The sequence below is a fragment of the Collimonas sp. GW821-FHT02H07 genome, from assembly GCF_059421505.1.
Genome location: NZ_JBWKVC010000012.1, coordinates 142,804 through 155,785, shown reverse-complemented (window position 1 = coordinate 155,785; position 12,982 = coordinate 142,804). Strand labels below are relative to the sequence as shown.

General features: G+C 57.7%; 11 protein-coding genes and 3 pseudogenes. 6 read left to right on the top strand and 8 right to left on the bottom strand.

Annotation, left to right across the window (positions count from 1 at the left end; genetic code table 11):
• Positions 1-28 precede the first annotated feature (28 nt).
• Positions 29-250: pseudogene (locus AC07V8_RS18725) on the top strand (Tn3 family transposase); the annotation flags it as partial.
• Between the two features lie 432 nt (positions 251-682).
• On the opposite strand, the gene tnpC reads toward AC07V8_RS18725, so the two are convergent.
• Together tnpC and AC07V8_RS18715 are read right to left on the bottom strand one after the other, a co-directional pair.
• The gene (tnpC, locus tag AC07V8_RS18720; protein ID WP_494679835.1) at positions 683-1,048 is read right to left on the bottom strand and encodes a Tn3 family transposase post-transcriptional regulator TnpC; all 366 of its coding nucleotides are present in this window, start codon (positions 1,046-1,048) and stop codon (positions 683-685) included.
• Positions 1,045-4,050 carry a Tn3 family transposase gene (locus tag AC07V8_RS18715; RefSeq protein ID WP_494679834.1) on the bottom strand — a complete coding sequence of 1,002 codons (3,006 nt, stop codon included), beginning with the start codon at positions 4,048-4,050 and terminating at the stop codon, positions 1,045-1,047. Before AC07V8_RS18715 ends, tnpC begins: the two co-directional genes overlap by 4 nt.
• Positions 4,051-4,253: 203 nt before the next feature.
• Between AC07V8_RS18715 and AC07V8_RS18710 the strand changes: the two are divergent.
• The 4 genes and pseudogenes from AC07V8_RS18710 to AC07V8_RS18695 form a co-directional block, all read left to right on the top strand.
• Positions 4,254-4,505: pseudogene (locus tag AC07V8_RS18710) on the top strand (NrsF family protein); the annotation flags it as partial.
• A 139-nt stretch (positions 4,506-4,644) separates the two neighbouring features.
• Entirely contained in the window at positions 4,645-5,217 is a 573-nt protein-coding gene (locus AC07V8_RS18705) for a sigma-70 family RNA polymerase sigma factor (RefSeq protein WP_494679833.1), read from the top strand.
• Positions 5,214-5,855, top strand: coding sequence for a DUF1109 domain-containing protein (locus AC07V8_RS18700; RefSeq protein WP_494679832.1), 642 nt, complete (start codon positions 5,214-5,216; stop codon positions 5,853-5,855). Before AC07V8_RS18705 ends, AC07V8_RS18700 begins: the two co-directional genes overlap by 4 nt.
• A 191-nt stretch (positions 5,856-6,046) precedes the next feature.
• Entirely contained in the window at positions 6,047-6,676 is a 630-nt protein-coding gene (locus tag AC07V8_RS18695; RefSeq protein WP_494679831.1) for a malonic semialdehyde reductase, read from the top strand.
• A 161-nt stretch (positions 6,677-6,837) separates the two neighbouring features.
• Here AC07V8_RS18695 and AC07V8_RS18690 read toward each other — a convergent pair whose 3' ends face one another.
• The 6 genes and pseudogenes from AC07V8_RS18690 to AC07V8_RS18665 all read right to left on the bottom strand — a co-directional run.
• Positions 6,838-7,209, bottom strand: coding sequence for a helix-turn-helix domain-containing protein (locus AC07V8_RS18690; RefSeq protein WP_211441213.1), 372 nt, complete (start codon positions 7,207-7,209; stop codon positions 6,838-6,840).
• Positions 7,210-7,663: 454 nt separating this feature from the next.
• Positions 7,664-8,101 (bottom strand): arsenate reductase (glutaredoxin), encoded by a 438-nt coding sequence (arsC, locus tag AC07V8_RS18685; protein ID WP_494679830.1) that lies wholly within the window; start codon positions 8,099-8,101, stop codon positions 7,664-7,666.
• A 51-nt stretch (positions 8,102-8,152) separates the two neighbouring features.
• Positions 8,153-9,220, bottom strand: coding sequence for an ACR3 family arsenite efflux transporter (gene arsB, locus AC07V8_RS18680; RefSeq protein ID WP_494679829.1), 1,068 nt, complete (start codon positions 9,218-9,220; stop codon positions 8,153-8,155).
• 57 nt (positions 9,221-9,277) lie between these two features.
• A complete protein-coding gene (locus tag AC07V8_RS18675; protein ID WP_494679828.1) occupies positions 9,278-9,619 on the bottom strand; it encodes an ArsR/SmtB family transcription factor in 342 nt (113 codons plus the stop codon).
• Positions 9,620-9,732: 113 nt separating this feature from the next.
• Positions 9,733-10,446, bottom strand: coding sequence for a formylglycine-generating enzyme family protein (locus AC07V8_RS18670; RefSeq protein ID WP_494679827.1), 714 nt, complete (start codon positions 10,444-10,446; stop codon positions 9,733-9,735).
• A gap of 155 nt (positions 10,447-10,601) precedes the next feature.
• Positions 10,602-11,321 (bottom strand): annotated as a pseudogene (locus AC07V8_RS18665) (GNAT family N-acetyltransferase); the annotation flags it as partial.
• A gap of 138 nt (positions 11,322-11,459) precedes the next feature.
• On the opposite strand from AC07V8_RS18665, the gene pdxR reads away from it, so the two are divergent.
• Positions 11,460-12,944 carry a MocR-like pyridoxine biosynthesis transcription factor PdxR gene (gene pdxR / locus AC07V8_RS18660; protein WP_494679826.1) on the top strand — a complete coding sequence of 495 codons (1,485 nt, stop codon included), beginning with the start codon at positions 11,460-11,462 and terminating at the stop codon, positions 12,942-12,944.
• Positions 12,945-12,982 lie beyond the last annotated feature (38 nt).

Genomic DNA, 12,982 nt, shown 5'->3' with positions numbered 1-12,982 from the left:
CCGAGGATAATTTCGCTTAGGTAAAATTTCACCTAATAGAAATAATCGTCTTTTCGCGGCGGCGCGCGAGTTGGCTCGCGTACTGCGCACCGCCTATCTGCTGCGTTGGGTCTCTCGTAAAGCAATGCGGCAGGAAGTGACTGCCACAACCAATAAGATCGGGTCCTACCACGCATTCACCAAGTGGCTCAATTTCGGGGGCGACGTCATCGGCGAGAACGATCCGAACGAACAGCAGAAGCAGCTGCGGGGCGCGGGTAACCAGTCGCTGCAGATCTTCTTCATTCTCGACCATGGTGTACGATCCTTCTGACCGCGACGTCTAAGCGCGCGTCGACAAAGATCGTCCACGTGGTGTCAAAAGGATGTCAGCGGCCTGATATTGGTGGGCACGGAGTGGTAGCTGAAAATACCCTTGCACGACCTGTCGCAACCATTTCCCTTGCTCCGCAATCGAGGGGTGCCCTCCTTTATTATTATGTAAGGTAGCGGGGCTAATTTTATATTTTTGGGGGATGGGCAAATTTAGCCAAGCTCAAAATTCTCTGGTCGCCCCCATCAAGCGCAGTTGTTTCGGAACGTGCCTAAGCGCACCAATTTGCACGAAAAAACGATTACCCCGCCTCACGGCCTGTACTTCTTCAATCGCCGACCATGGTTCAACTAGCCGCCTGAGCCCTTATCAAACTGCATCTCCTTCTTGCGGGATTAAGCCGACCAAAGGTTCCAACTGGCTGGCAAAACCCGCAAATGCCCTGGACCAGTCGTTGAATTCAGAAACCAGCTCGTCGGCGACCTCCCAAATACTCGTTTCATCGTTTGGCGCAACCAGTCGTGCACCATTGATTACGGTGTGCGCCATTGCGTGCAAGCGTAGTAGATCGTCGCGTGCGCCGTCTATCCCACCTAATCGCGCGCGAATGGCGTCCAGCTGTTCGATCATGCGCAGCAATCCGGCCGTGTCATAGCTATCTTCCAGCGCATGCAAAATTTTGGCATTGACTGTGCCGTATGGCGTGGTGACCGTTTTATCGCCTTGGGTGTTCATGCGTTTTCTCCTTCATTTCCTTTTCGACGCGATTCAGTCGCAGCTTTGCGAAATAAGGTATCGCGGATCCATTGTTCCGGTGTGCGTTTGAGGTTGAGGTGGTAGTCGCCAAATCGCTTGACCCCACTGGTAATGTAAGGGCTCAAGAACGTCAAGTCGGAAATGTCGATTTCATGCCCCTCGGCGACCAATGTTTGAACGACGCGCATCATGTCCACCGTATTCTGTAAAATCACGGCAGCCGCTACGAGGTCGTTGTAGCGCAGCCGCTTTTGTTGTTCGTCCGGATCGTTCTGTGCGATCACGTCGCCCCCAAAGGAGAGCCATTTTGCGAAGCCGTTATAGGACTCCATTTTATTGGTCTCCCCGGTCACTTCTTGTCGCAACTTGATATCCGATATCCATTTGAGTAGGAAGATGGTGCGTACCGCACCACCCAACTCACGTACCGCCGCAAACAGGCGGCTGCGTCCAGTGTGCGCGCTTAATTTCTTCAGCAAGAGTGGTGACGCAATGCGGCCAGCCTGGATGGAGAGCGCAATGCGCATCATGTTTTGCCATTCCGATTCGATCAGCCCCCAATCGGTCGTCTCGGTAAACAAACGATCAATGTGCTTATAGCGTGTCTTCTTATCTGCACGCTGCAAATCCAGGTCTTTCCAGTTGCGGATACGCGGCATCAGATTGATCCCGAGTAAATAAGTAAAAGCAAAGACAGCAGCAGATTGTCCTTGCGTATCCGAGTAGACGGTATCCGCCTCTACCGATAATTTCGCCTTCAGCAAGCCCTCAATTACATAGATCGCCTCCCAGACGCCGGGAGCGATGAAATGGCGAAATACCGCAATATAATTGTTGGCCACATGCCGATAAGCGACCGCGCCCATTTTGCGATACCGAAAATGGAAGCCGGCCAAGAGATTTTCTTCGTAAAAATCATATTGCGTGCCGTCGGCTGCTACCGACTTGCCGTCACCCCAGAGTTTGGGCAAATCCAGGCGCAGGTGTAGTTCATTCAGATCGCGGATGGCCGCATCCAGATTTTCGACCGTCATATGCCGACGGTTCACGAAGGACAGCATGTGCGGCGTGACATCGCCTGCCAGGTGCCTGGCAGCCTGATTCGGCCCCAGATTGCATCCCAGAGCGAAAATAGTTAGCAGGTATCGCTCTGCCGCGCGTTTGAGTTTGGGATCGCTGCCGGAAATCGGTCCAAAATGCCGCGTAAATCGTACCCAGTGCTCCAGATTGGCTAACACATCAAGCAAATTGCGGGTCGGCAGCCGGTTCATGATGGTACTCTGCAATGCGAGCGCCGATGCGGGGATTTCCTTGGCAGTGACCCGCTTCAGCACCGGTTCGCCGGTAGGTCCAATAACGACATCGCCATGGTGATCCGGGAATTCACGATCAACTTCTTCGGCTTTGTCAGCGAGTTTCTTCTTGAGTACAGCGACGAAATCCTTGGCATTGTCGGGGAGCCCAATTTTTTCGCAATAAGCGGGCAGCATCTTTTGGCATTCCTCCCAACACAGCAAATGCTGCCGGTGATCTGCAAACGTCTCCGATCCAGCGACGCAAACATCGCCAGAGCGCAATTCACTGGCTAGATGCGAAAATACGCTCAGTTCCAGATAGCGGCGGTTGGTAGGTTCACCTTCTTCATGAGGACGTTTGACCAATTTATGCCAACGGTCGGTTGCAAATGAAAGATCGACGACATTCTCCACCCAGTCGGTGCGGCGAGTTTCGTTTTCCAGCACTACGTTGAGCGCGTCTAGCAGTGCCCGGTTCTGCGTAGCCGCCTCAAAGACAAGCACGCGCGCAATCCGGAAAATGATGGCGCGATGACTTGTAAACGGCTTCCAAAGTAACGGTAGATGATTCTTTCCGCTCCATACCCGAATAGCCTCGCATTCCTCTCTCAGACGGTCCAGATTGCCGCCGGGCGCCAGGAGTTTACGAATTTCCAGGCCAGTTTTCTGGTCGCCGAGATCATCCACCAGGATATCAAGGACGCTATCCAATTTCTCGACAAGGCGCTCAGATAGCGCTCGCTGACGCAACTGAATGCTAGCTAACTCCTCTCTGGCACGCTTGTGAATGACAGCCATGCGGCGGATGAACATCTCGGTCAAATCGTCGCGTGCTCGCACACGCATGTTGCGGATCAGAGCGAGAATCAAGGTGTGCCGCTTCTCTACGTTCAGGCCTTTTAACTCCGCGGCGTCCAGCGCCATCGCCTGGCTGGCGAAATGCCGGAGCTTCGACAACGGGATGCCTTCCAGAGGTTTGTCAACTTCAATTAGGGATTCCAGCCAAGTGAGATGGTCCAGCAGGTTTTCCAGATGTTTTTTAGACGTGCGCTTGGCACTACGTTTGATTTGATTGAATTGCGTCTGTCGTTGTGCGAGTTCGGTGGCCAGCAAGTTTTCTAAAAAATCATGCTGTTCGCTAGTCAGTCGTTTGGCGACACGTTTGAATAGTTGGTCTTGAACAGTTGTGTGAACCTGTTCGGCGATCTTGTCCAACGTACTAAAAGCAGGTAGTTCGTAGTGACAGCCAATTAGCTCTTCTACGGTCGCATTGATAATATCAGTCCGCATATCCACCACTTGAGCCGCCTTCCGGGCGACACGAATGGCCAGTTTTCTGGCATCCGGCCCATCGAACGGGGAGACGCCAAGATATTTGCGTATGGCGGCATGGTGCCGGTATAACGTGGTCGCGCTCTTGTAGACGACAGTATTAGCGACAGGAAATCCGCGCACAGCTGCAATATGCGAAACAATTTCTGGAGGAATATCGGCGACCGGTGGAAAGTAGTGAAGTTGTTCGAAACATTTAAGCAGTACCAGCACACTGAGTTGTGTATCCTGACCGCGGGCCAGGCTACCAACCCATTCAATTTCTTCCGGAGATGGCGTGTAATAGGCCTGAATATCCCGGCTTGGAAGGAGGTTGGGAAAACGAGGATACGCGGTACGTTCGATCGATGCCATTCAACCTCCAAGTGGGAGAAATGGGAAATATTATCGCAGCGATCAAGAAAAAGAAACGGTGCCTGGCGGGGGATGCAAACGCTCACAGCACTACAGTCATGCACGAGCGGGGGGAATGACTGCTTATGTAAAATTAAAACAGATTTCCTCTCACATATAACTAAAAGTGTTATGGGTCATTTTTACCCTTATCTCGGCATGACCCCTTGAACATCGTGATCTTGTCAGCGCCAACCTTCTGCGCTGTCTTCTGGGCCATGCGCGGCCTGGCGCCGACCCGTCTGCGGCTGGCCGGCGCCGGCGCCGGCTTGCTGGCGGGAGCGCAGGCGGTGCTGGTCTACACCTTGTACTGCATCGAAATGGCGCCGCCGTTCTGGGGCGTGTGGTATGCGCTCGGCATGCTGATCCCGACGCTGGCGGGAGCCCTGCTCGGCCCGCGCTGGCTGCGCTGGTGAACGCCGCCGCGGCAGTTTCTCTTGTCACAAAGGAAGAAAGCGGCGACGATGAGCTACTCTCCATTCTTGCCGGTCGACGCAACGGGCGGCAACACAAGCTGCCCTCCTCTGAATTAAGGTTCGTTTTAATCAAGATGCCATGAAGCGAATAAGCGAAACAGAAGCCATGCAGCCGATAGAAGAGCGCCTGAAAATGCTGCTGCTCGCGGGACTGGACGGCGATGCAGCGGCATACCGCAGCTTCCTGGGCGAACTGAGCACGCGCTTGCGCGCTTTCCTGAGAAAGCGTCTGTATCATCTGCAGGACGATGTGGAAGACGTGGTGCAGGAAACCTTGCTGGCGGTGCATAACGGCCGCCACACCTTCCGCGCCGACCAGCCCCTGACAGCCTGGGTCTACGCGATTGCACGCTACAAGCTGAGCGATTTCCTGCGCGCGCGGTCACGCCACGAGGCTTTGAATGAGCCGCTCGACGATTACCTGGAGATTTTTACCGCCAGCGATGAACAGCCCGCAGCCGCCAAGCGCGATATCGGCAAATTGCTCGAATTATTGCCGGACCGTCAACGCCTGCCGATCGTGCACGTCAAACTGGAAGGCTTGTCAGTGGCGGAAACGGCGCAGCTCACCGGTCTGTCAGAGTCTGCAGTTAAAATAGGCGTGCACCGCGGCTTGAAGGCTTTGGCGGCGAAAATTAGAGGTTTGGCATGAAAACAGACGACTTTGTTTCCTTATTGGCGGCCGGCGTAACGCCGGTGGACCGTCACGCATCTGCCAAAAGCTTCGGCCGCGCACTGCTGCTGGGCGGCCTGGGCTCAGTCATCCTGACCGTGCTGCTTTACGGAGTGCGGCCGGATATCCACGCCATGCTCGGCACTCCGCTGTTCTGGCTCAAACTGGCGTTCCCGCTTCTGTTGGGCGCTGCCGCCCTGCTTCTGGCTTCACGCCTGGCGCGTCCCGGCCAGGGCGCGGGCAATGCCTGGCCAGCCTTGGCATTGCCGCTGCTGCTGGTATGGAGCGCCTCCGGATTGATCCTTTGGTCGGCGCCGCCGGAGCTGCGCGCTTCCTTGCTCATGGGCGCGACCTGGCGCAGTTGCCCGTTCAATATTGCGCTGCTGTCGGCGCCCTCGCTGATTGCCGTATTCTGGGCCATGCGCAGACTGGCGCCGACACGCTTGCGCTTGGCTGGTGCGGCCGCCGGTCTCCTGTCCGGTGCAATCGCCACCGTCGCTTACTGCCTGCACTGTCCGGAAATGGGCGTGCCGTTCTGGGGTGCCTGGTATGTGCTGGGCATGCTGATTCCGACCCTGGCCGGAGCACTTTGCGGGCCGCGTTTTCTGCGCTGGTAGCAGCACCGCAATCGGAATGATTCCGGTTGCAGGCTGCATGCGATTTGCAGCCTGACGCGTTAATTTGAGCTTTCCCCTTCCCCGATTGCCGCCTGACTACAGAATCAGACAGCTATTCCATTTTCATTCCTGCCAACTATACTGGTGTACTGAACGCACCGATCAATCTGACCAACATTGAGGGAAAGACCATGAGCCAGCAATTAAGCGAAGAAGGACTAGAACTGCTGTTTTTTAAAGCCCGCACTCATAATGCATGGCTGGATAAACCAGTAAGCGACGATATTCTGCGTCGTCTTTACGATGTAATGAAATGGGGGCCGACTAGCGCCAATTGTTCGCCGGCGCGGATTTTGTTCTTGCGGACAGCGGAAGCCAAGGAACGGCTGCGGCCTGCGCTGGCGCCTGGAAATGTGGATAAGACCATGGCGGCGCCGGTCACGGCCATCATTGGTTACGACGGAAAATTCTATGAGCAGTTGCCCAAACTGTTCCCGCATGCCGACGCACGCGCCTGGTTTGCTGATACGCCGGAGCTCGCTGGCGTCACGGCGAGGCGCAACAGTTCCCTGCAGGGAGCGTATTTCATGCTGGCGGCGCGCGCCCTCGGATTGGATTGCGGACCGATGTCAGGATTCGACCAGGTGAAAGTAGATCACGAGTTTTTCCCGGATGCGGCATCGTCGAACTTCGGGTATGAGTATTTCCCGGACAGTCACATTAAAACCAATTTTCTGTGCAATCTGGGTTACGGCGACCCGGACAAGCTGTTCCCGCGCAGCCCTCGCCTCGATTTCGACGAGGCATGCAAACTGCTTTGATTGGCATGCCGTAGTGTGCGCTCCAGGCCGATGTCCGCCCCCTGCTCTTCAACATGCGGGGGACGTGACAACGGCTTGGTCAGCAGCATAAAACGGAGGCCTTGCAAGGCCTGGCGTTTGTTCAGCTTGGGCGTTGCCTCCTGCTTGCACTGCAACGTGCATCAGTGGACATCATCAACCTCTCCGGATTTCAGCCATTTCAACACCTCTTCCGGCACTCCTTTCCCATCGCTCACTTTCCGAGCGAAGGCAGCTACAAGATTTCTCTCGTCGACCTGCAATTCGGAAACAGGAACCGCTTTCATCGATTGCGCGAGTGCTGTCTGCAGCTCGTCATATTGCTCCACGCTGATTTTGGGCGCTAAAAATGCAAGCGCCTGGTCTCCGATCTTGTAACTAAGCGCCTTTTCTCCGAGTTCAATCGAACTCAGGTAAGCAGAGCTCACGGATAAGGATGCGGCCATATCTTTCAGAGCAAGGCCTAGCTCCAATCGAATCTTTCTTACGCATAATCCATATGGCGTTAATTTCATTTTTTTCCTGATTCAATCGTTAAATAACTTAGATCCATTGAGCAAGCTGAATGGTGTGCCGGGCAATGTGCGGAAGTCCGGCTGTTTTTTGCTCATCGAATTCTTCTTGTCGTCCCTGAAATTCAAATGAGAAATTTCAACAAGACCCGTCTCACGTAATTAAGCCCACAAAGCAGAAATTTTATTCTACTGCATCTAAATACCGTTGTATGGCTGTCAAAAAGCACAGGGAGATACGTTTCGCAAGGCGGATCAGCCGATTGCATCTCGATTAATCAAGCCTCGCAAAAATTCGCCGCTTGCCGAACCGCATATCCATCGAAGCTGACGCCGGATTCGGTAATGATACCCAGGAATAGATGCTCGATCGTCACGGAATAGACAGATCTGTATATTTTACCAGATATAGTTTTTGTTGAATTACGATCAAATGCTCGCCTGGACAAGAACGAGTTTAACCATGCGGGCGCTTGAAGACACTTCGTCCCTCTGCATCGATCACTGCTTCGCCGTCTTCCTTGGTAAACGCCGCCTTTTGCGGCAACGGCAGGATATCCAGCACAAGCTCGGACGGGCGGCACAGGCGCGTGCCCTTGGGCGTGACGACAAATGGCCGGTTGATCAGGATTGGATGGGCCAGCATGGCGTCCAGCAATTGCGCATCGCTCAGGTCCGGGGCATCCAGGCCAAGTTCTGCGTATGGACTTCCCTTTTGCCGGATTGCGTCGCGCACCGAAAGCCCTGCGTCGGCAATCAGCCTGATCAGCGTAGCCCGCGATGGCGGCTGCTTCAGGTATTCGATGACTTCGGGCTCGATCCCGGTGTTGCGTATGAGCGCCAGCGTATTGCGGGAAGTGCCGCATTCCGGGTTGTGATAAATCGTGATGTTCATGGCTGCACCTTCCATAAAACCTGCGGGACGACCGGCATCGTCGCACATGGATCAGCGCCCCTCATACCAGCCCTGGGTGCGGTTCACGATCCCGACAATCAGCAGCATGACCGGCACCTCGATCAATACCCCGACCACGGTTGCCAGTGCGGCGCCGGATTTGAAGCCGAACAGGCTGATCGCCGCGGCCACCGCCAGCTCGAAGAAATTGGATGCGCCGATCAGCGCAGAGGGGCAAGCGACGGAATGCTTTTCTCCGACGATCTTATTCAGCCAATAGGCCAGCGCGGAATTGAAAAAGACTTGTATCAGGATGGGAACCGCCAGCATTGCGATCACCAGCGGCTGTTCGATGATGGCATTGCCCTGGAAGGCGAACAGCAGGACCAAAGTCAGCAATAGCGCGGAGATCGACCACGGCTGGATGCGCTCCAACAGCTTGTCAAAACTGGCTTGTCCGCGCCGCAGCAAGGATTTGCGCCAGGCCTGGGCGATGATCACGGGAACGACAATATATAAAACCGCCGAAGTCAGCAGCGTCGCCCACGGCACGGCAATGCTGGATACGCCCAGCAGGAGCGCAACCAGCGGCGCGAAGGCAAACACCATGATCACATCGTTCATGGCGACCTGCGACAGCGTGAAGTACGGATCGCCGCCGGTAAGCCGGCTCCACACAAACACCATCGCCGTGCAGGGAGCCGCGGCCAGCAGGATCAGTCCGGCCACGTAAGAGTCCAGCTGCCCGGCGGGCAGATACGGCGCGAACCAATGGCGGATGAACAGCCAGGCCAGCAGCGCCATCGAGAATGGCTTGACCGCCCAATTGATGAAGAGCGTTACGCCGATGCCGCGGATATGTCCCCTGACCTGGTTCCATGCGGAGAAATCGATCTTGAGCAGCATCGGAATGATCATCACCCAGATCAGGGCGCCGACCGGCAAGTTGACCTTGGCGATTTCCAGCGACCCTATTGCCTGGGCGCCGGCGGGAAGCAGCTGCCCAAGCAGGATGCCGGCGACGATGCAAAGGGCCACCCAGACAGTCAGGTAGCGCTCGAAGAAATTCATGGGCACGCCCGGGGCGCGCCTACCGGCGGCTTCACATGGAACGGACATAGGGCATCCCAGATGAAAGTTCGTCGGCGCCGATATCGACGTGGACATGCAGGCACATCATGACGAGGCGCCTTCGACCGGGATGCAGGCAGGGCTGCAGACTGGCGCGCAAGGGTTGCCGCCGCAGCAATTTTCAGTGAGGAATGCCAGCAAGGCATTCATGGTGGTGAAATTGGCAGCGTAAATCACGAACCGCCCTTCATTGCGCGACGCCACCATATCGGCATGCGACAGCTCTTTCATGTGGAACGACACAGAGGATGGCGAGATGCCGGTGATTTCCCCGATTTTTCCGGCAGGCAGACCGCCAGGCCCGGCCTGCACCAGCGCGCGGAAGATCGCTAGGCGGGAATCCTGGGCAAGCGCCGCAAGGGCCGCAACGACTGATTTTGTTTTCATATTTCAATAATAATTGAAATATTTAATAAATCAAGCGGTTTCATCCCCTGGATTTTCCCCGCAAGCTGCAGGAATAGCCTGTCTCCCCCGCAGCCCACGATTGATGCGCCGGATCACCCACGGCCGACGTCCAGCGAGCGGGCAACCCGGAAACCCAGATCGTCGATGGCAAAGGTCGGATGGCTACGGCGGCGGTTGGCGGCCAGGCAGCCTCTTTCAAGATCGGACCAGCCGCCGCCACGAAACACGCGATACGAACCATAGACCTCGGGATCGTATTGATCCGCGCACCATTCCCAAACGTTGCCTAGCGTGTCGTAAAGTCCCCAGTCATTGGGCCGCTTCTGCCCGACTTCGTGCGTACGCTCCGCGGAGTTTTCTCGATACCAGGCGATATCGTCGAGTTCGCCGTACCTCGGGCCGTTTGTTCCGGCGCGGCATGCGTATTCCCACTCGGCTTCGGTCGGCAGGCGATAACCGTCGCTTCCGGCAACAGCAGAGGCTCCCGTTTCTTCATCATGGATTTGGTAGCTGTCGGCAAGGCCCGCCGCCCTTGACAGCAAGTTGCAGAAGCGGACGGCGTCAATCCAGGAAACATTCTCTACCGGACTGCGGGCGCCGGCATATGAGGATGGCCGCAGCCCGGTTATCTCTGCGTATTGCGCCTGGGTGACGGGATAGCGGCCGATTGCATAGGGCGCCAGTTCAACCAGCCATTTGCGGCCGGTTCTGTCATCCCGCATTGCAATGGTCCCCGCGGGGATGCGCACTGTTTGCAGATCGCTTGTTTCTGACGTTTCCGATAAGTGTTCGATTTTCTTCATCATGGCGGCATGCGCGAGGTTTACTGTTTAATGAGGCAGGTCATCCAATGCTGATGAAAGGGACGTCGCCGACCGCGGCCTGGCATCCCGCGCTGCTCGCCGCCAGGACCGCGCGCAACATTTTATAGCGGATAGATCGCCAGCGGCCGCAATTAACCAGCTGCCGGCTGCGCGGCGCGTATCGCCGCCAAGGATAGCCGTTGCTGCCCCTGGCCGTCGAAGTTTTCCGGCGCCAGCCATTTTTCAAAGGCGGCGCGCAGCGCAGGCCATTCGCGGTCGATGATGGCGAACCAGGCGGTATCGCGGCTGCGTCCTTTGTAGACCACAGCCTGGCGGAATATGCCCTCGAACTGGAAACCGAGCCGCGCGGCCGCCTGGCGCGAAGGCGCGTTCAGGCTGTCGCACTTCCATTCGTAGCGGCGGTAGCCCAGCTCATCGAACACGTGCTTCATCAGCAGGTACTGGGCTTCGCTGGAAACCGGGGTGCGCTTCAAGAGCGGCGAGAACGTGACAAACCCGACTTCGATGACGCCGTTGGCCGGGTCGATCCGCATCAGCGCCAGGGTGCCGACCGCCTTCCCGCTCTTGCGCTCGATGACGACGTAGTGCAAGGGATCGGTGCTGGCGGCGGCGCGCTCGGCATACTCGAGGTAGCTGGCGGCATCGGCGAACGGGCCGGTCGACAGATAGGTCCAGTCGCGCTCATCCGCCGCCTGGCTGTAGGCCTCGTACAGCTCTGCCGCATGGCGCTGCGGATCCAGCGCTTCGAGGTGGCAGTAGCGCCCTTCTATCGGCTGGCGCGGCGGCCGCGCGCGCGGAGTCCAGCCGGGCACGGCTGCGCCTATCGGTTGCTGGTACGGATTCAAGATGCTGGTCATATGCGGTTCCTTGGCTGATCATGCCTGGCGTGTGCCGGGCATGTGCTAAAGTACGCGTTTCGTGGCTCTAACAAAAGTGCCACATCAGGCATATTTCATGGTGCCACGCAATTTCACTCAAACCCTTTCGCCTTTTCCATGACGACCTCTCCAGTTCTCTTGCCGCAAGTCTTGCTCGAAGCTCCGCTGGACAAAGACGTCGATGCAGCACCCATGCAACGGCAGTTATACCGCCGCATCAAGGACGCCATCCTGGACGGCGGCCTGGTGGCTGGAAGCCGCCTGCCGGGTTCGCGCGCCTTGGCCGAGGGGCTGTCGATTTCACGCAACACCGTAACCGCCGCTTACGATCTGCTTGCCGCCGAAGGCTATGTGCAACCCGACCGCCAAGGCACCCGGGTCGCAGCCTTGTCCCGGCCGCCGCGTTCGCTTTCTCCGCGCAAAGTACATGGCGCGCCGCCTGCGCCCCTCATCCCCGAGCGCCTGACGCGCATCCAGCCGAGCGCGCCGCGCAACGATGCTTGCGCCATCTTACGCCCGGGCACACCGGCCTTGTCACATTTTCCGCTGGCTGCCTGGCGCCGCGCGCTTGACCACGCGATCCAGCGCGGCGGCTCAGCAGCCCTGAGCTATGGCGATCCCTTGGGCGAGCCGGCCCTGCGCACCGCCATCGCCCGCCACCTGGGCATGGCGCGCGGCGTGCGTTGCGAGCCGGCCCAGGTGATCATCACCGAGGGTGCGCAGGAAGCGCTGTTGCTGTGCGTGCGCCTGTTGAGCAATCCGGGCGATACCGGCTGGATCGAGGATCCTGGCTATCGCGGCGCCAAGGCCGCCATGCATGCGGGCGACCTGCGCATAGTCCCCATGCGGGTCGATGCGGAAGGCCTGGCCGCAACGGCGGAGGACTGGATATCGCGGCCGCCGCGCCTGATCTACGCCACGCCATCGCATCAATATCCGGCCGGCGCCGTGCTGACCGTGGCGCGCCGCCTGGACCTGATCGCGCAAGCACGCCGCCGCCACGCCTGGATCATCGAAGACGACTACGACAGCGAATTCCGCCATGCCGGCGAATCCATCGGCGCCATGCAGGGGCTGGTGGAGCAAGCGCCGGTGCTGTACGTCGGCACTTTCAGCAAGACCATGTTCCCGTCCTTGCGGCTGGGCTTCCTGGTGCTGCCGGCCGAGCTGCTGGCCGGATTGCAGACGCCGCTGGAAGAAATGCTGCGCGGCGGCCACCGTTACGAACAGCTGGCGCTGGCGGAATTCATCGAAAGCGGCCAGTTCAGCCGCCACCTGGGACGCATGCGGCGCCTCTATCGCGACCGCCAGCAGGCGCTGCGGGAGGCCGTGGGCCGGCACCTGCGCGTGCCGCACGCCATCGAAGGCGGCTATTGCGGCCTGCATCTCACGGTACGATTGCCGGCATGTTATCCCGATCGCAAGATCGTGGAGGCGGCCCGGCGCTACGGCATCGCGCCCTCGCCGCTATCGGGTTTTGCCTTGCAACCCATGCCCGAGGATAACGGTCTGGTGCTGGGATACGGCAATACGGCGGCGGAACTGTTCGAGCCCTTGGTCAAGCGCTTGTCGCTGCTGATCCGCGCGGCAGAAATTTCCTAGCCGGCTACAGCGCCGCTTGCAGATGCGACCGTGCCGGC

Bases quoted from the DNA above. Each gene is read 5' to 3' on its own strand.
- arsB (WP_494679829.1), bottom strand. From the start codon at position 9,220: ATGTCCGTTCCATGTGAAGCCGCCGGTAGGCGCGCCCCGGGCGTGCCC.
- arsC (WP_494679830.1), bottom strand. From the start codon at position 8,101: ATGAACATCACGATTTATCACAACCCGGAATGCGGCACTTCCCGCAAT.
- AC07V8_RS18700 (WP_494679832.1), top strand. From the start codon at position 5,214: ATGAAAACAGACGACTTTGTTTCCTTATTGGCGGCCGGCGTAACGCCG.
- AC07V8_RS18715 (WP_494679834.1), bottom strand. From the start codon at position 4,050: ATGGCATCGATCGAACGTACCGCGTATCCTCGTTTTCCCAACCTCCTT.
- pdxR (WP_494679826.1), top strand. From the start codon at position 11,460: ATGACGACCTCTCCAGTTCTCTTGCCGCAAGTCTTGCTCGAAGCTCCG.
- AC07V8_RS18705 (WP_494679833.1), top strand. From the start codon at position 4,645: ATGAAGCGAATAAGCGAAACAGAAGCCATGCAGCCGATAGAAGAGCGC.
- AC07V8_RS18670 (WP_494679827.1), bottom strand. From the start codon at position 10,446: ATGATGAAGAAAATCGAACACTTATCGGAAACGTCAGAAACAAGCGAT.
- AC07V8_RS18695 (WP_494679831.1), top strand. From the start codon at position 6,047: ATGAGCCAGCAATTAAGCGAAGAAGGACTAGAACTGCTGTTTTTTAAA.
- AC07V8_RS18675 (WP_494679828.1), bottom strand. From the start codon at position 9,619: ATGAAAACAAAATCAGTCGTTGCGGCCCTTGCGGCGCTTGCCCAGGAT.
- AC07V8_RS18690 (WP_211441213.1), bottom strand. From the start codon at position 7,209: ATGAAATTAACGCCATATGGATTATGCGTAAGAAAGATTCGATTGGAG.
- tnpC (WP_494679835.1), bottom strand. From the start codon at position 1,048: ATGAACACCCAAGGCGATAAAACGGTCACCACGCCATACGGCACAGTC.